We start from the raw sequence: 17,493 nt of genomic DNA, 5'->3' as shown, positions 1-17,493 counted from the left end.
CGCGCCGGAGGTCACCCGGGGTCCGGCCTGTGACGGCAGCGACAACCCAGCCGACCTCGGCTCATGCTGCCGTCGTCCTCAGCTGATGAATTCGCGTCCCGGCCGACCCCCGCGACCGCGGCCGTGGACGGCGGTGTAGACGAGCATCGAGACGAGAACGAGGCCCGCACACAGGAGGAACATACCGCTGCCGCCGGTCAGCGGCATGAGCGCGCCGAGGACGATCGGCCCGATCCCGGAGCCGGCGTCGAGGAGGAGGAAGAACGACGCGGTGGCCACCGGCACCCGCGACATCGGCACGGACTTCACCGTGATCGTCTGGGCGCTGGGCATGAGCGAGCCGAAGCCGAAGCCGATGAGCACGCCGGCTGCCACGATTCCGGCTGTCGTCGGCCACATGGCCAGGAGCACATTGCCTGCGGCGTTGAGGGCGAGCGAGGGGTAGATGACGATGTTGTCGCCGTAGGCGTCCTGGATCCGGCCGACGAAGAGCCTGGCCACGAGCGAGGCGGCCGCGAAGGCGATGAAGAACAGTGAGGCCGCACCGGGCACGCCGTTCTCCGCGGCATAGCCGGCGAGGAAGACGAGTGCCGCGGCGAACGCGACGCCGGCGATGAGCATGATCAGCCCGATGCGCAGCCCGTCGCGGTCGACGAGGGTGCGGGGGTGGAGGTGCCATTTCGCGGCGCGCTGGGCCTCGCTGAGCTCCTGCTTCGGCAGGTCGAGGAAGAAGCAGAGGATGAGGGAGACCGCCGACATGAACGCCGAGGCCATGAAGAGCACCGTGTAGTCGAACTCGTGCGGTAGGAGCACGCCGAGGTAGGGGCCGAGCGCCGTGGACAGCGTCGTCGCGGTCCCGAAGTAACCGGTGCCCTCACCTCGGCGAGAGGACGGGATGACCGACTGGATCGCCGTCATGATCGCCGTGTTCCCCGCCCCGAAGGCGACGCCGTGGATGAGGCGGATGACGATGAGGAGGGCGAGCGTGTCCGCGGCGATGTAGGCGAGCGAGGCGAGGACGAAGACCGCCATGGAGATGACGAGCAGCTTCCGGCGGCCGATGAAGTCGAGGTACTTGCCGGTGAGCACGCGGGCGACGACGGCGCCGACGATGAAGCTCGAGGACGCGAAGCCCGCGGCGGCCTGACCGGCGGAGAAGCGGGCGATCGCGTAGCCGGCCATCGAGGTCATGAGCAGGTAGAAGACCATGGACATCGCGAGGTTGAGGCAGATCCCGACGATGAAGTCCTTCGTCCACAGCTGTGCTCGTGCCACGCGTCCTCTTCCCTCTGCTCAGAGCGGCCCGCCGAGCGGCGAGCCTTACCAGGGTATAGCTTCAGGGAATTCTCAGGCAGGGGTGTCCGTCGCTCAGCCGTGTGCCTCTCCTCATAGGCTGTCGCCCTGGTCACGGGGTGTGTCTCAGCTCATATAGGCTGATGGTCATGACTGAGAAGAGAACCCCGTCGGCCGTCGATGCCGTCGCCGAAGAGTACGTTGATGCCTCCCTCGCCCTCTCCCCGTCCCTCGCCCTGTTCCTCGGGCTCGAGGGTGCGAAGGGCTTCGACGACTACTCCCCCGCCGGGCTCGCGAAACGCCATGAGCTGACCATGGAGACCCTGCGCAGACTCGACGAGGTCGAAGCGGATGCCGACCTCGACGACGTCGACCGGGTCACGCTCGACGCGATGCGCGACCGCCTCGGCGTGGACCGGGACTACTACGAGGCCGGTTTCGACCATGCGAACCTCAACGTCATCGAATCCCCGCTGCAGAACATCCGCGACACCTTCGACCTGCTGCCCACCGCCACCGCGGCCGACTGGGAGTCCATCGATGTGACACTGGCCGCCGTGCCCGCCTCGATCGCCGGTTACCAGGAGTCACTGCGCCTGGCCAGGGACCGCGGTCAGGTCGCCGCCCGGATCCAGATCGAGAAGGTCATCGAGCAGGCCCGCGATCTCGCCGGGGAGGACTCGACGTTCCTCCGGCTCATCGCCGGTGCCGATGAGGTCGCCGAGGTGAGCCCGGTGCTGCGTGCGGATCTGTCGACCCACGCCGAGGCGGTCCGCACGGCGTTCGCGGGACTCGCCGACTTCCTCGGCGCCGAACTCCTCCCCAACGCCCCGGAGAACGAAGCGTGCGGACGGGAGGCGTACGCCCTCCATTCGCGGAACTTCCTCGGCGCGGAGATCGACTTCGACGAGACGTACCGGTGGGGCCTCGAGGAGCTCGCTCGCATCGATGCCGAACAGCGGCGGGTCGCCGAGGAGATCATGCCCGGCGTCGACCTCTTCGCGGTCATGAAGGCCCTCGATGAGGACCCGAAGCTCACGCTCAAGGGCAAGGACGCGCTGCGCGAGTGGATGCAGGGGGTTGCCGACGAGGCGATCGCCGAACTCGGAAAGTCGCACTTCGACATCCCCGAACCCGTGCGCACGATCGAATGCATGATCGCCCCGTCGGCGACCGGCGGCATCTACTACACCCCACCCACCGACGACTTCTCCCGGCCCGGCCGCATGTGGTGGTCGGTGCCCGAGGGAGTCACCGAGTTCGCGACGTGGCAGGAGAAGACGACCGTCTACCATGAGGGCGTTCCCGGCCATCACCTCCAGGTCGGTCAGGCGACGTACGTCTCCGACACCCTCAACCGGTGGCGCCGGCTGATGTGCTGGGTCTCCGGCCACGGCGAAGGCTGGGCACTGTATGCGGAGAAGCTCATGGCCGAACTCGGCTACATGGACGACCCCGCCGACTACCTCGGCATGCTCGACTCGCAGCGTCTGCGTGCGGCACGAGTCGTCCTCGACATCGGCTTCCACCTGGGCCTCGAAGCCCCTGAGAGCCTCGGCGGCGGCATCTGGGACCGGGAGAAGGCCTGGCAGTTCCTCACCGACAACGTCGCGATGGACCGCAGCTTCCTCGCCTTCGAACTCGACCGGTACCTCGGCTGGCCCGGCCAGGCGCCGAGCTACAAGATCGGCCAGCGGCTGTGGGAGCAGTTCCGCGACGAGGCGAAGGCCGAAGCCGGTGACGACTTCGACCTCAAGGCCTTCCACACGAAGGCGCTGGGGATCGGGTCGGTCGGTCTCGACACCTTGGGGCGTGCGATCAAGCGCTGAGCCCGGGATGCGCCGAGGTGGTCCGCCGTGCGATCAGCAGTGCGGTCAGCAGTGCGGTGGGCTGCCTCGGCGCGCCTGGCGGGGCGCTTCGGCGGGCCTGGCGGGGTGCCTCGGTGGGCGCGGACGCCCGCTCTGGCGCGCCTGGCGTGGCGCTTCGGCGGGCGCGGCTGTCCGCTTCGGAGGGCGCAGTCGGGCGGCGCGGAGTGAGAGAATGGCGAAGTGAAGAACAACGACAGCCCGCGGTCGGAGACGGTGAGGGTCACGGAGACCCTGCGGGACGAGATCATCGACGGCGAGCGAGCTCCCGGCAGCCGTCTCGTCGAACGCAATCTCGCCTCCGAGCTCGGCGTGAGCCGGGTGCCGGTGCGCGAAGCCCTCAAACAGCTCGCCTCGGAAGGACTCGTCACGCACAGGCCGAACACGTGGGCGACGGTGCGGGAGTTCTCCCCCAGCGATGTCGCCGACCTGGGCGAGGTGCGCCAGGCCTTCGACCTCCTCGCCTTCGAACTCGCCGCCCAACGCCACACGCGTGAGGGTCTGGCCGCGCTCGAGGCGACGCTCGAGGCGGGCCGGCGGCAGGCGGAGGCCGGTGACGCCGTCGGCGCCCATCGGAGTGCCGCGGACTTCCATGCGCAGGTCACCGAGCTCTCAGGCAATCGTCTCCTCGTCGAGGTCGGCGAGCTCCTCGATTCGCGGATGCGCTGGCAGCTGAGCCAGCACGACGAGCTCGATGTCGTCGCCACCGAACATGCCGAGCTCTTCGACGCGATCGCCCACCGCGACGTCGACCGGGTGCGCGAACTCGCCGCCCACCATCTCGGCACGAGCAGGCAGCAGCATGAGAAGCACCGCGAGCGACTCGCGTATGAAACCCGCGCCGACGACGACAAAGCCGCTGGCGACGACACGGCTGAGGACATCAGGGCAGATGAAACGGCCGCTGGCGTCAGGGCAGATGACACGGCAGACGACGTCGGGGCAGACGGCACGGCCGCAGGCGACGACCGCTCGGCTCAGCCCCCGATCATCTGACCAGCCTCGGCTCGGCCGACACCCCCTCAGCCCGCGCCGGCGGCCCCGGAACGACGGGCGTCGGCGACGGCCCCGGACCCACCGACCGCCTCGGCGAGGCGCCCTCCGGACCCACGGGCCGCCTCGTCGAGGTCCCTTCCGGACCCACCGGCCGCCTCGTCGAGGTCCCTTCCGGACCCACCGGCCGCCTCAGCGAAGTCCCCTCCGGACCCACTCGCCGCCTCGGCGAGGCGCCCTCCGGACCCACCGCCCGCCTCGGCGAGGTCCCCTCCGGACCCCTGGACTGCCTCGGAACCACCGGCCCCACCGAACGGCCACCCGCTCAGACGCTTCGGCCGGGCCGGAGCATACGTGCGCACCTTCGACGTCGTGAGCCCGAGTCCGACGAGGGACTCGGCGAGCCGCACGGCGGCGGCGACACCGTCGACGACGGGGACCGCGCAGCGCTGCACGATAGTCTCCGTGAGGTCGGCCATTCCCCCGCACCCGAGCACGATGACTTCGGCACGGTCGGAGGCGACCGCCTCGGCGGCCTGATCCGCGATCGCCTCGACCGCACGTTCGGGGTGCGCTTCGAGGTCGAGGACGGCCATCCCGGAGGCCCGCACCGAGACGCAGTGCCGGTCGAACCCGGACAGCAGCAGGCGGTCCTCGATGAGGGGGACGGTGCGGTCGAGCGTGGTGACGACGGAGAACCGGTGGCCGAGGAACATCGCCAGCCCGGCCCCCGCCTCGGTGATGTCGATGACGGGGACGTCGAGGAGCTCCTGGAGACCCTCCCGTCCGTGCTCCCCGTATCCGGCCTGGATGACCGCATCGAACTCGTCGTCGTAGTTGAGCACGACGTCCATGACGCCGAGGGCGGCGAGGTAGCTCTCGACGTTGCCCTCGCACGATTCCGCGCCGAAGGTCGGGGTCAGCCCGATGATCTCCGTGCCCGCCGAGGCGGCCTGCCGGGCCGCGCGGGCGATGCCCTCGGTCATGGCCGGGGTGGTGTTGACGTTGACGACGAGGATGCGCATGGTGTGACTCCGGTCTGGTGCTGGGAGAGCTGCGGACTCCGCAGGCTCAGTGGGCGGTGGGCACGGCGATCTCCTCGCCGTCGACCTCGCGGAAGGTGAAGTCGCGGCGGGCGATGACGAAGTAGATGAGTGCCGCGATCCCCGCACCGAGGAACCACGAGAACTGGGAGACCGAGGCGAACGCGGGGACGAGGGCGAGGATGAGCGAGAGGAGGGCGGCGGGCACGAACGCGCCGATCGCCCGCCAGTTGACTCCGTGGTGGTAGAAGTACTCGCCGTCGCCTGCTTCGGTGTAGAGCTGCGGGACGTTGACCTTCGTCTTCCGCACCACCCAGTAGTCGACCATGATGACGCCGAAGAGCGGTCCGAGCAGGGCGCCGAGACCGCCGAGGAAGTAGACGATGACCACGGGTGAGTCGTAGAGGTTCCACGGCAGGATCGCGAAGCCGATGATCGCGGAGATGATCGCTGCCTTGCGGAAGTTCAGGTGTCGCGGGAAGAGGTTCGTCAGCGCATACGTGGGGGCGACGAAGTTCGCCATGAGGTTGACGGCGATCGTGAGCACGAGGAGGGAGAGCGAGGCGAGGGCGAGCAGGATCGGGCTGCCGATCTCCTGCACGATGTCGGCCGGGGAGCTGATGACGGTGCCGTCGATCGTGTACTGCGCACCGGCGAGCGAGATGACGACGAGCCCGAAGACGAGCATGTTGATGGGGATGCCCCAGAAGTTGCCGACGACGATCGACCCCCGTTTCTTCGCCGACCGGGTGAAGTCGGAGAAGTTGAGGACGAAGGTGCCGTAGATCGCGACCCACAGGGCACCCCCGCCGAGGATGTTCGTCCACATCTCCCACCCGGTGAGCGGGTCGTCGATCGAGAAGGAGATGCGGAAGTCGACGCGCACGAGCATCCAGATCGCCAGGGCGAGGAAGGTGGCGAGGATGATCGGTCCGGCGATCGCCTCGTACTTCCGGATCATCTCCATGCCGTAGCTGACGATGATCACCTGGACGATCCACAGGACGGTGAAGGAGAACCAGCCGAGGCCGCTGAGGCCGAGGAACTCGACATCGGCCCACGACTGCAGGCCGGGGACGAGGGTGAGGAGGAGGACGTTGAGCACGTTCGCGGCCAGATACGTCTGGATGCCGAACCAGGCGATCGCGACGATTCCGCGCACCGAGGCCGCCAGCTGCGCGCCGTGGATGCCGAAGGCGATCCGGCACATCACCGGGTAGGGCACGCCGGTCTTGTGGCCCATGAAACCGGAGAGGGTGAGGAGGACGAAGAGCAGTCCGGCTCCGACGAGGAGGGCGAGAAGGATCTGCCACGCGCCGAGCCCGAGCGCGAAGAGACCGAGGGCGAACCCGTAGTTGCCGAGCGAGTGTACGTCGTTGGCCCAGAGCGAGAACACGCTGTACGCCGTCCAGCTGCGGCCCTCCTTCCGGCTCGGGGCGAGGTCGGCATTGTAGAAGCGCGGACTGATCCGGTGGGCGGCGAGCTGTTCGGGTCCCGGCCCCAGGCGTGCAGGAGCGGTGTCGGTCGGCGAGGTGCCGGTCGACGGGGTTGCGGGCACGGGCCGTGGTTCGGGCACGGACTGATCGGAGGTCACGGTGTTCGCCATGGGAGCTCTCATATCCGACAGGCACACCGCTGGAATACCAAAACTCGATCCGCCACGGCGTGAGGCTGACTGCTGACGGCGCCAGCGTAACCTGGCTCACATTGCTTCCACAATGGGGAACCCTCCTTCCGACGCGCAACGACAAGGCCTTCACTGCGTTCATAGTGGCCCGGTCGACCACTCCGACCTGGAACGACTTCGCCGACTGAGCCCACAGACCTGCCGATAATTTGGAATACCATTTGCTCACTATGTGAACTCCGGCCGCCGATTCCGCCCGCGAACCCTTGACCCCGACTCGAACACGTGTTCGAATGAAGGGGTGAGATGGGAAGCGCAGGAGCAGGCAGAGCAGGTGGCCGGACTCTTCGGAGTCACGGGCCTCGTCCGCAGCGTCCGGACTCCCGAGTTCGCCGGGATGACGTTCCACGAGGTGCTCGCGAAGTCGGCGCTCAACCGGATTCCGAAGAACTCCGCGATGCCCTTCGACTGGACGATCAATCCCTACCGCGGCTGCTCGCATGCGTGCGTGTACTGCTTCGCCCGCAGCACGCACCGCTACCTCGACCTCGACACGGGAGCCGACTTCGATCAGCAGGTCATCGTCAAGGTCAACACTCCCGAAGTCCTCGCCGCCGAGGTGGCCAAGCGCACCTGGTCGCATGGGCTCGTCGCGCTGGGCACCAACACCGACGCGTACCAGCGGGCGGAGGGACGCTACAGCCTCATGCCCGGAATCATCACCGCATTGGCCGAGCATGCCACCCCGTTCTCGATCCTCACGAAGGGCACTCTGCTGCGCCGGGACCTTCCGCTTCTCGCCCGGGCCAAGGAGGACGTCCACGTCGAGCTGAGCATGTCGATCGCCGTCCACGACGACGACCTCCAGCAGTCGCTCGAACCGGGCACCCCGACGACGGCGGCCCGACTGGCCACGGTGCGCGCCGCGGCCGACCTCGGGTTCCGCGTCTCGGTCTTCATCATGCCCGTCATGCCCAAGCTCACCGATTCCCGCGAGCATCTCGACTCGGCTCTGCGGGCGATCAGGGACGCCGGGGCGAGCCGGGTCGCCTACGGTGCCCTCCACCTGCGCCCGGGCGCCAGGGAGTGGTTCTTCGCGTGGCTCGAACGCGAACGCCCCGAGCTCCTCCCCCGCTACCGGCGCATGTACTCACGCTCGGCCTACGCTTCGAAGGAGTATCGGACGTGGCTCAAGGCGCGCATTGATCCGCTCATCGACGCCTACGGTCTGCGTGGATCGGCCGACGACGACTACCGGGCGACGAAGTGGAAGCGGACCGAGGCGGTCGGTGAGCTCGCCAACCCTCAGGGCGCACTCTTCTGAGTCGGACGGCTACGCAGACGGTCGCCCGGACCGGCACAGTCGCCCAGACCAACACAACTTTCCGCACCGCCCCAGTCGCCCCGACCGCCTCGGCGACGCCACGTCTGTGACCGTCGTCGCCTCCGGGCACCGAGGGGAATAACCTCCACGACCAGGTAGTTGAAAGTGTCATGAAAATCGAGATCTGGTCGGACATCGCATGTCCGTGGTGCTATATCGGCAAACGTCGCTTCGAGACCGCCCTCGCAGGCTTCGAGTATAAGGACGATGTGGAGGTCGAATGGCGCAGCTTCCAGCTCGATCCCACCCTCCCCGACCACGTCGAGGAGTCCGAAGCCGACTACCTCAGCCGCTCGAAGGGCATCCCCGCCGACCAGGTGCGCCAGATGTTCGCCCAGGTCGGAGCCCAGGCTGCCGCCGAGGGTCTCAACTACGACTTCGACAGCGTCAAGGTCGCCAACAGCTTCACCGCCCACCGCTTCCTCCACCTCGCGAAGTCTCGCGGCGTCATGGCCGAGGCCGAGGAGGCCCTCATGTCCGGGCACTTCGAGACCGGTCGTGACATCGGCAGCATCGACTACCTCGCCGAGGTGGGAGCGCGGTTGGGCATCGACCCCGACGAGACCCGTCGCGTCCTCGAATCCGAGGAGTACACCGACGCCGTCGAGGCCGATGTCGCCCAGGCCCGGATGCTCGGCGCGAACGGCGTTCCCTTCTTCGTCATCGACCGCAGGTACGGGATCTCCGGCGCCCAGCCGGCCGCCGCGTTCTCCCAGGCCCTCGAGACCGCATGGGCCGAATCGCAGAAGGTCACCGTGCTCGCCGATCCGACGAATGCCTCGACCGACTATCCCGAGGGTGCCGTATGCGGTCCTGACGGCTGTGCGTGAGACCACCTCGGCGACGATCGCCGTCGTCGCAGACGAGCATCCGAATCCGCAACACTGAGCTCTGAACCGAATCCCGACCTGACAATCCCACTCTGACGAGGACCCAAGCCCATGACAGACACCCCACTCATCCGCATCATCGTCGGCAGCGTGCGCCCCGTGCGCGTCGGCGACCAGATCGCAGCCGCCGTGGCCGAGATCATCGCCGACGCCGCCGACGCCCGCACCGAGATCATCGACCTGGCCGACCTCAACCTGCCGCTGCTCGACGAACCGCGCATGCCCGCCCTCGGCGACTATCAGAACGCCCACACGAAGGAATGGGCGGACATCGTCTCCGGGTCCGACGGCATCGTCTTCGTCACCCCGCAGTACAACGCCGGCTACCCGGCGTCGCTGAAGAACGCGATTGACTACCTCTTCGCCGAGTGGAAGGACAAGCCTGCCCTCATCATCAGCTACGGCGGCCACGGCGGCGGAATGTCCGGGGCCCAGCTGCGGTCGGTCCTCGACTTCATCGGCCTCGACCTCGTCGCGGACAACGTCGAGATCACGCTGCCGCGCGACTCGTACGGACCCGACTGGCGGCTCGTCGACGCACAGGCGGTCGTCGCCCCTTATACCGAGGAGCTGCGAACCGCGGCACGGGCCCTCGACCGCAGCCTCGTCCCCCAGAGCTGAGGCCGAGCCGTCCAGAGCTGAGGCAGAATCACGCAGCGCTGAGGCAGAATCATTCGGGGCTGAGTCCGCGACAGCACCGCTGATCCCGATAGAGCACCCGCGCAGATCTCCGCACACCCACCGCCGAGGTGGGTGTGCGGAGATCGGCGCATTCACGGGTGCATCGGGTCTATGGTGAGGGAACTATGGACCCTTTCAGCGACTTCTTCGGATCGACGGTGCGCACCGAGGTGGTGCTGCTGCTCGCAAGCTTCGTCCTGTGCTCCCTCATCGGCTTCGAGAGGCAGTTCCGGCAGAAGAGCGCAGGCTATCGCACGCACGTGCTCGTCGGCATCGGCACGTGCGCGTTCACGCTCGTCTCCGCGTACGGCTTCGCGGGCGTGCTCGACAGCGATGTCCAGCTCGATCCCTCCCGGATCGCCGCGCAGATCGTCTCCGGGATCGGCTTCCTCGGCGCCGGGGTGATCTTCAAGGGCCGCAACGTCGTCCGCGGTCTGACGACGGCCGCGACGATCTGGGTGTGTGCGGCCGTCGGCATGGCCTGCGGGGCGGGCATGCTCGCTCTCGCGACGATGCTCACCGCCCTCCACCTCATCACGCTCTTCGTCATGGCCCCGCTCATCCGCCGGATCCCCGACAGCGATCACGGCAAGCTCCTGCGCATCGTCTACCGCGATGGCGGCGGGATCCTCCGCGAGATCCTCTCCGTGGCGAGCACGATGGGGTTCAAGAGCACGATCCTCGACTCGCAGCGGTTCGAGACCGAGGACGGCGTGACGATGGTGCGCATCGACGTGAAGTTCGACGGCAAACGACCCCTGCACATGCTCATCCCCATGATCATGGAGCTCAAAGGCGTCGACAAGGTGAGCATCCGCGAGGACCGCGTCCATTCCGTCGACGAGGACGGGGACTCGGTCTGAGCCTGCCGGCGCCTGAGGTGCGGCCCGACCCCGCCGACGCCTGAGGTTGAGTTTCAGCCTCAGCCGCGCAGGCTGCGCTGCCACGCGAGGGTGGCGAGTGCTGCGGCCTGATCGGGCAGGTGAGCGTCGTCGAAGAGGACTTCGGGCGAATGGTTGACGGCGGCGGTCTCGGGATCGATCCCCTCCGGGGTGACGAAGAGGAAGACGAAGGCACCGGGGACCTCCTCGAGGACGTAGGAGAAGTCCTCGGAGCCCATGACCGGATCGGGTGCGCTGACCACGCGGTCGGGGCCGAAGGTCTGTGCGAGGGTCTCGAGCGTGAACGCCGCCTCGGCGTCGTCGTTGACGGTCACCGGGTACTGCTCGTTCCACACCACCTCGGCGGTGCAGCCGTGGGCTGCGGCGATCGACTCCGCCAGGCGGGTCGCGAGTTCGGGGAACCGGGCGGTCGTCTCGGCGGAGAGGGTGCGCACGGACATCGCGAGCGAGGCCGTTCCGGGGATGACGTTGACGGCGGTGCCGGCGTCGAGCTGCGTCACCTCGGCGACGATGGGGTCGAAGACGCTGAAGGACCCGGTGACCATCGAGTAGACGGCCTGGCCGAATTCGAGGAGCGGGCGGATGGGGTCGACGGCGTCCTGAGGCCGGGAGCTGTGGCCGCCTTTGCCGTGCATCGTGAGGTGGAACGTGTTGGCGCCGGCCATGATCGTGCCGGGGCGGGTGACGAAGGTGCCGGGCGCGCCGGGGGCGACGTGGATCGCGTAGGCGGCGTCGGGTTTCGTGCCGATCGCTGCAAACATGCCTTCGTCGAGCATGTCCTTCGCCCCTCCCATGCCCTCTTCGCCGGGCTGGAACATGAAGGCCACGGTGCCGGCGAGGTCGTCCTGGTGGGCGGAGAGCAGCTTCGCGGCGCCGACGAGGCCGGAGACATGGAGATCGTGTCCGCATGCGTGCATGTTCCCGTTCGTCGAAGCGAAGTCGAGGCCGGTGGCCTCGACGACGGGCAGGGCGTCCATGTCGCCGCGGAGCAGGATCGTCGGTCCGGGTCGCCCGCCGCGGAGGACGGCGAGAACGGAGCTGATTCCGCGGCCCGTGGTGATTTCGAGCGGCAGACCTGCGAGGGCCTCGAGGATGCGCTGCTGGGTCCGGGGCAGGTCGAGGCCGAGTTCCGGGTTGCGGTGGAGGTCGCGGCGCAGGTCGATGAGTTCGGTGCTCAGGGCGGTGGCTTCAGCGGTGAAATCGATGGTCATGTCTCTGCTCTCTGTGGACGGGGTGGATGGGTCTGAGTGGTGGACGGCTGCGGTCCGCGGATCATTCGGCGAGGCGGGGGCGGTGCGGTTCGGGCCCGAATCTCGCTGCCGTGTCCTTGACGACGGTGCCGCCCTGGATGACGGCACGGACGTTGTCGGGTCGGGCGAGCGGGGTGATGTCGGTGAGCGGGTCGAAGTCGCACACGATGAGGTCGGCGAGCTTGCCGGCCTCCAAGGTGCCGAGGTCGTCATCGAGGCGCAGCAGTTCGGCGGCGTTCTTCGTGCCGGCGACGATCGCCTGCATGGGGCTGAGGCCGAGCTCGACGGCGTGGACGGGTTCGCGGAGGTTCTCCCCGTGGGGGCAGACGCCGGCATCGGTGCCGAGAGCCACACGTACGCCGGCGGCGAAGGCGGCGGCGATGCGTTCGCGGGCGATCGCCGACCATTTGACCTTCTTCTCGTAGAGGTAGGCCGGCACACGGTCGGGGTCCGGGACGCGCAGGGCGCTCGAGAGGGTCGGGACGAGGAAGGTGCCGTTCTCGAGCATGAGGTCGATGCCCTCGTCGTCGATCCCGTAGCCGTGTTCGACCGAGCGCACTCCCCCGCGGATCGCGGCCTTGATGCCTTCTGCACCCTGCGCGTGTGCGGCGACCGGCTGGCCTGCACGTTTCGCGGTCTCTGAGACGATGAGGCGAACGTGCTCTTCGGGGACGCCGAGGTCGTCGGGGGTGTCGGAGGGGCTCGAGACACCGCCGGTGGTGCAGATCTTGATGACGTCGGCTCCCCCGCGGATGAGCAGGCGCACGGTGCGACGGACGTCGTCGTCGGTGTCGATGATCGGGTGGACGGGCATCGGCATGGGGACCGCTCGGCCGTTGGGCAGAGTGAAGTCGGTGTGACCGCCGGTAGGTGAGAGGGCGGAGACGGCGAGGTGGAGTCGGGGTCCGTGGATGAGGCCGGCTACGATCGCGTCGCGGATGCCGCGGTCGATGCCGCCGAGGTCGCGGGCCGTCGTCACTCCCGCCAGGAGGGTGCGGCGGGCGTTGAGGGCGGTGCGCAGGGTGCGTTCGGAGTCGAATCGGGCGGCGTCGGCCTGCTGGTCTTCGATCGAGAGCCCGAGATGGACGTGGGCGTCGATGAATCCGGGCAGGATCGTCGATCCGCTGAGGTCGACGGTGCGGACATCCGAGCGGGTCGGGGTCCCCCCTCGGCGCGGGCCGGCGTAGACGATGCGGCCATCGGAGATCTCGATCTCGGAGTCCTCGACAGGGGCTGCGCCGGTGCCGTCGATGAGGGCGGCGCCGAGGAGGATCAGGGGCTCCGGCGACGGCGGTGTCGTCGGAAGATGGGCTGTGGGCATCGGTGTCCTCTCGATGGTGTCGGTCGGTGGGCTCATGGGTCGGCGATCTGCGGGGCCTTCATGTGGTGCGGCCGACGAGGGCGCGCACGAGTGAGCGGTAGGTCCGGAGCATCTCGGCGTCCGAGCGGGGCGGGTCGTCGGCCCGTTGGGTCAGGGTGAAAAGGGTGAAACCGGCGAGGGTGTCGAGGATGACGTCGTGATCGAGGTCGCTGCGAAGCTGTCCGCGGTCGACACCGCGGGCGAGGATCGCCCGTCCCATGGCGTGGCGCTTCTGCATGAAGGCCTCGGAGATCAGCGGCATGACGTCCATGTCGAACATCGCGAGCAGGAGACCGTTACCGTGCGTGCGCGAACCGCGGACGTTGTCGACGTTCTGCCACGCGTGGGCGACGAGGTCGTCGACGAGGTCTCCCGTGTCCGGCATCTCGCCGAGGGCGAAGCCGTCGAGGATGGCGGCAGCGGCGAGAGCGGGTTTGGTCGGCCACCGCCGGTAGATCGCGGTCTTGCCGCATCCGAGGTCGGCGGCGATCTTCTCGATCCGCAGGTTCATGAAGCCGAATTCGTCGAGGTCGGCGCGGACGGCGGCGAGCACACGCGCGGTCAGCTCGGCATCGAGCGGCCGGCCCTTCGGTGTGTCCTGCGTCATGATCGGAGCCTCTCACGTCCGCACAGGATTACGCAACAGAACGTTTCGTTTCGAGACGGCGGGCGTGCGGCTACTCCGTCGGTCAGCGTTCGAGTTCGGCGAGCAGGGCCGTCATCGACTCCGTGATCATCGTTCGCGCCTCGGTGCCGAACACGGCCGTCTGGACGATGCCGCCTTGGATCATCGCAAGCACGGCGGGGGCGCAGCGGCGAGCGCGGTCTGCCGCGTCCGCCTCGGTCTCGCCGAGCGACTTCCGGAAGTACGCGCTGAGGTAGGCCTCGAAACGGGCTCTCACCTCGGCGAAGATCGTCGAGGCCAGGTCCGCGAATTCGGGGGTGTGAACGGCTTCAGCCCAGACCTGGATGACGAGCGGGGCGAACGGATTGTCGTCGAGCATCGCATTGAGCAGGCGCGGGAAGACGACCTGCGGAGGCGGAACGTCGTCGGCGGTCGCGAGGCCGTCGAAGACGCTCAGCCGCTGCTCCATGATCTGACGCCCGGCGTCGAACATCAGCTCGGACTTCGACGAGTAGTAGACGTAGACGGCACCTGCGGAGAGGTCGGCCTCCTTGACGATGTCGGCCATCGACGCCGCGGCGAAGCCCTTCCGGGCGAAGCACGCGAGTGCGGCGTCCTGGATCCGGGCGCGCATTGCGACCTTGTGCTCATCGGTGACCTTCGGCACGGCTCCTCCAAAAATGAATACTCATTCTTGATTTATTCTAACGCGGGGTTTAAAAATGAACGAGTATTCGTTTTCGATGATTGGACGGACATGGCGACACGACTTCTCGGCAGTTCCCCTGCTCCGCGGGACGGCGAATCCGCGGGCGCAGCAGGAGGCGGGACCGCAGCTGCGGCCGGCACGGATTCGGCAGGCACAGACGCCGGCGACCGGCCAGGGTCGCACGGGGCCGGGTCCCATGGGATCGAAGCCGGTGCACCGACGGATGAGCCGCTGCCCAAGCACAGCGTCGGGCGGGCACTGCTTGCCGCGGTGTTCGCGGCGGCCATCGTCAGCGTCATCCTGTTGGCGTTCAGTTGGCCGACGGTGACCTCGGATCCGCGGGATCTGCCGATCGCGGCGGTCGGGGACGCCGGTCGGATCACTGCGAACGCTCCCGAGGGGATGATCGACCTCAAGGAGGCGGACTCCCGGGCCGAGGCCGAGCAGATGATCCGGGAGCGAGAGGTCTACGGTGCCTTCGTCCTCACCGGGGAGGATCCGGAGATCCTCGTGTCGTCGGCGGCTTCACCGGCTGTCGCCCAGCAGCTGCGCGGCATCGGCACGCAGATGCAGGAGGCGATCGACGGCCAGGCGATCTCCGGAATGCAGGAGGGGATGGAGAAGATGCAGGCAGCCCTCGAGGCTGCGGCCGAAGCGGCGGAGAATCCCGGGGCGCGAGCTGCGGGAGCCGGCGGCCAGCCGGGGCAGAATGGCCAGCCGGGGCAGAACGGCGCTGGGGCGGAAGAGGTTCCGGACGCCTCGGCGATGGAGGTTCCTCAGGTCACGGTCACCGATGTCGTTCCGCTCTCGGAGGGCGATTCGACGGGCGCCGGATTGGCGATTGCGGGTCTGCCGTTGACGATCGGCGGGATCGTCGGCGGTGTGCTCACGAGCATGCTCGTGAGGTCTCGGCGGATGCGTGCGGTCGCCGTGATCGCCTACGGCGTCATCGGCGGCGTGGCTCTCGCGCTCATCCTGCAGGCGTGGTTCGGCATCCTCCAGGGTGACTTCTGGCTCAACGCTCTGGCCGCGGGGCTGGCCGTCGCGTCGACGTCGGCGATCATCAACGGGTTCGTCTCGCTCATCGGGCCGGGCGGGATTGCAGTGGGCGCGGTGCTCACGATGTTCATCGGCAATCCGATCTCGTCGCTCACTCAGCCCAAGGAGTTCCTCGCCGGCGCGTGGGGCGAGATCGGCCAGTTCTTCGTGCCGGGTGCCGCGGGAACGCTCCTGCGCGACCTGTCGTACTTCCCCGATGCGCCGATGGCGACGTCGTGGTGGGTGCTCATCGGGTGGTTCGTCGCCGGGATTGCGCTCATCCTCCTCGGTCATCTCATCGCGTTAGCGAAGAAGCGGAAGGCCCCGGCCGGTCGGCACTGAGGGCCGGGTGCCCGGCGCCGGCAGCGGTCCAGTCACCACCGAACCACGGCGATCAGCGCGCCTTCACTCCACCAGCTTCTGCTGGGGCGCGGGCGTGGATAGGCCACGCGTTGCGTGTGTAGGCGGGGCACGCGCTTTGTGGACGGGCGACGCGGACGGGCGGGGCACGCGTTGCGTGCGCGGGCGATGCGGACGTGAACGGGACACGCGCTGCGGGCACCGGCGGCGCGGGCACGACTGCCAAGATTCCGACTCGTCATGCTCACGGTGGCGTGCGGCAGTGGCTTAGCCTCGAGGGAGTTCGCCGCACACGCGCCGCCGATCTGATCCAGCCCAACCGCCGAGGAGACTCCGATGACGGACGACGACATTCACCGAACGGATGACGACCGTGTCCGCCTGCGCAGCGGACGGTCGGTGATCGTCCGAACTGCGGGTTCGGCGGTGAAGACGGCGCCTACAATGGTCATGCACTACGGCACGCCGCACACGGGCAGACACCCGGCGGTGATCGCCCAACTGGCCGAGGAGCTCGGAGTCCGCCTCATCGCGGTCACTCGCCCCGGATTCGCAAGCACCGACCGTCACCTTGGCCGTTCGGTCGCCGATGCCGCGGCCGAGGTTGTCGAAGTTCTCGAGGAATTGGATCTTCGCGACGAAGCAACGCCGCACCAAATCCTCACCGTCGGATATTCGGGCGGCGGACCGCATGCCCTGGCATTCGCTTCTCTGCTGCCCGACCGTGTTCGCGAGGTGGGGGTCTTCGGTTGTCCAGCCCCGTATGACGGATCGGTGGAGTGGTTTGCGGGCATGGCAGGCAACGGCGGCGGGCTTCGCCCTGCTGCAGAAGGGCGGGAAGCCCGTGAAGAGCACCAATCGAGCGCGGAATTCGATCCGGAGAGCTTCACTGCCGCCGACCGGGCCGCTCTCGACGGTCGTTGGGCAGGCATCGGCGAAGACGCGCAAGCTGCTTTCGCGCTCGGAAGCGATATGGGAGAGATCGACGACGACCTCGCCTTCGTCGCACCGTGGGGATTCGACCTCGACCGGATCACGGCCCGGGTCTCCCTGTTCCAGGCGGAGGACGATCGCATCATCCCGTCTCACCACGCCGCCCGATTGCAGCGGCTGCTTCCCGGTGCCGATGCCCATCTCCTCATCGATTCGGGTCACGTGGCTGTCCTCGATGCTCTGCCGGAATGGATGAGGGTTGCGGTCGCCCGTCTCTCGTGACCGGACGGCGTTCGCTCGCTTTTCGTGACCGGAGCGCGGTCGCCGGCCTGATCCAGCTGGACTGCGGTCGTCCGTCTCTCGTGACCGGAGCGCGGTCGCCGACCTGATCCAGCCGGACTGCGGTCGCCCGTCTCTCGTGACGGGGCTGCAGTTGCCTGCCTGTTGCAGCCGGACGGCTGTCACCTCTCCGACAGGACCGGACTGCGCCCACCCCTCAGCGATTGACGAGGCGAGTCTCTTTGCCGACGGTGGTCGAAT

14 protein-coding genes and 1 pseudogene are annotated in these 17,493 nt (G+C 68.1%); 8 read left to right on the top strand and 7 right to left on the bottom strand.

Annotated elements, in window-relative coordinates:
- Window positions 1–78: 78 nt before the first annotated feature.
- Window positions 79–1,275 carry an MFS transporter gene (locus AAHA49_RS00780; RefSeq protein ID WP_339392963.1) on the bottom strand — a complete coding sequence of 399 codons (1,197 nt, stop codon included), beginning with the start codon at window positions 1,273–1,275 and terminating at the stop codon, window positions 79–81.
- Window positions 1,276–1,442: 167 nt separating this feature from the next.
- On the opposite strand from AAHA49_RS00780, the gene AAHA49_RS00775 reads away from it, so the two are divergent.
- Window positions 1,443–3,122, top strand: a complete 1,680-nt coding sequence (locus AAHA49_RS00775; RefSeq protein ID WP_342036874.1) for a DUF885 domain-containing protein — start codon at window positions 1,443–1,445, stop codon at window positions 3,120–3,122.
- A 219-nt stretch (window positions 3,123–3,341) separates the two neighbouring features.
- On the top strand, window positions 3,342–4,154 hold the full coding sequence (locus AAHA49_RS00770; RefSeq protein WP_342036873.1) for a GntR family transcriptional regulator: 813 nt from the start codon (window positions 3,342–3,344) through the stop codon (window positions 4,152–4,154).
- Between the two features lie 299 nt (window positions 4,155–4,453).
- Here the strand turns inward: AAHA49_RS00770 and AAHA49_RS00765 are convergent.
- Together AAHA49_RS00765 and AAHA49_RS00760 are read right to left on the bottom strand one after the other, a co-directional pair.
- Window positions 4,454–5,176: pseudogene (locus AAHA49_RS00765) on the bottom strand (aspartate/glutamate racemase family protein); the annotation flags it as partial.
- 46 nt (window positions 5,177–5,222) lie between these two features.
- On the bottom strand, window positions 5,223–6,800 hold the full coding sequence (locus tag AAHA49_RS00760; RefSeq protein WP_342036872.1) for an NCS1 family nucleobase:cation symporter-1: 1,578 nt from the start codon (window positions 6,798–6,800) through the stop codon (window positions 5,223–5,225).
- Between the two features lie 322 nt (window positions 6,801–7,122).
- Here AAHA49_RS00760 and AAHA49_RS00755 point away from each other — a divergent pair, with 322 nt between their 5' ends.
- The 4 genes from AAHA49_RS00755 (at window position 7,123) to AAHA49_RS00740 (ending at window position 10,639) form a co-directional block, all read left to right on the top strand.
- Window positions 7,123–8,145: an Rv2578c family radical SAM protein gene (locus tag AAHA49_RS00755; protein WP_342036871.1), complete on the top strand. Its 1,023-nt coding sequence runs from the start codon at window positions 7,123–7,125 to the stop codon at window positions 8,143–8,145.
- Between the two features lie 170 nt (window positions 8,146–8,315).
- The gene (locus AAHA49_RS00750; protein WP_342036870.1) at window positions 8,316–9,035 is read left to right on the top strand and encodes a DsbA family oxidoreductase; all 720 of its coding nucleotides are present in this window, start codon (window positions 8,316–8,318) and stop codon (window positions 9,033–9,035) included.
- 111 nt (window positions 9,036–9,146) lie between these two features.
- Complete coding sequence (locus AAHA49_RS00745; protein ID WP_342036869.1) at window positions 9,147–9,716, top strand: NADPH-dependent FMN reductase; 570 nt, start codon at window positions 9,147–9,149, stop codon at window positions 9,714–9,716.
- A 185-nt stretch (window positions 9,717–9,901) separates the two neighbouring features.
- Window positions 9,902–10,639 carry an MgtC/SapB family protein gene (locus AAHA49_RS00740; protein WP_339392956.1) on the top strand — a complete coding sequence of 246 codons (738 nt, stop codon included), beginning with the start codon at window positions 9,902–9,904 and terminating at the stop codon, window positions 10,637–10,639.
- Window positions 10,640–10,698: 59 nt separating this feature from the next.
- Here AAHA49_RS00740 and AAHA49_RS00735 read toward each other — a convergent pair whose 3' ends face one another.
- The 4 genes from AAHA49_RS00735 to AAHA49_RS00720 form a co-directional block, all read right to left on the bottom strand.
- Entirely contained in the window at window positions 10,699–11,889 is a 1,191-nt protein-coding gene (locus AAHA49_RS00735; RefSeq protein WP_342036868.1) for a M20 metallopeptidase family protein, read from the bottom strand.
- Between the two features lie 61 nt (window positions 11,890–11,950).
- A complete protein-coding gene (locus tag AAHA49_RS00730) occupies window positions 11,951–13,249 on the bottom strand; it encodes a metal-dependent hydrolase family protein (protein WP_342036867.1) in 1,299 nt (432 codons plus the stop codon).
- A gap of 58 nt (window positions 13,250–13,307) precedes the next feature.
- Window positions 13,308–13,895 (bottom strand): TetR/AcrR family transcriptional regulator, encoded by a 588-nt coding sequence (locus AAHA49_RS00725; RefSeq protein WP_342036866.1) that lies wholly within the window; start codon window positions 13,893–13,895, stop codon window positions 13,308–13,310.
- Window positions 13,896–13,977: 82 nt separating this feature from the next.
- A complete protein-coding gene (locus AAHA49_RS00720) occupies window positions 13,978–14,580 on the bottom strand; it encodes a TetR/AcrR family transcriptional regulator (RefSeq protein WP_342036865.1) in 603 nt (200 codons plus the stop codon).
- Between the two features lie 90 nt (window positions 14,581–14,670).
- On the opposite strand from AAHA49_RS00720, the gene AAHA49_RS00715 reads away from it, so the two are divergent.
- Together AAHA49_RS00715 and AAHA49_RS00710 are read left to right on the top strand one after the other, a co-directional pair.
- A complete protein-coding gene (locus tag AAHA49_RS00715; RefSeq protein ID WP_342036864.1) occupies window positions 14,671–16,002 on the top strand; it encodes an ABC transporter permease in 1,332 nt (443 codons plus the stop codon).
- A 354-nt stretch (window positions 16,003–16,356) separates the two neighbouring features.
- On the top strand, window positions 16,357–17,235 hold the full coding sequence (locus AAHA49_RS00710) for an alpha/beta fold hydrolase (RefSeq protein WP_342036863.1): 879 nt from the start codon (window positions 16,357–16,359) through the stop codon (window positions 17,233–17,235).
- The last annotated feature ends 258 nt before the right edge of the window (window positions 17,236–17,493 follow it).

The sequence above is a fragment of the Brevibacterium ammoniilyticum genome (assembly GCF_038429965.1).
Classification (GTDB): Bacteria; Actinomycetota; Actinomycetes; order Actinomycetales; family Brevibacteriaceae; genus Brevibacterium; species Brevibacterium ammoniilyticum.
This window is presented reverse-complemented; position numbering and strand designations above follow the sequence as displayed.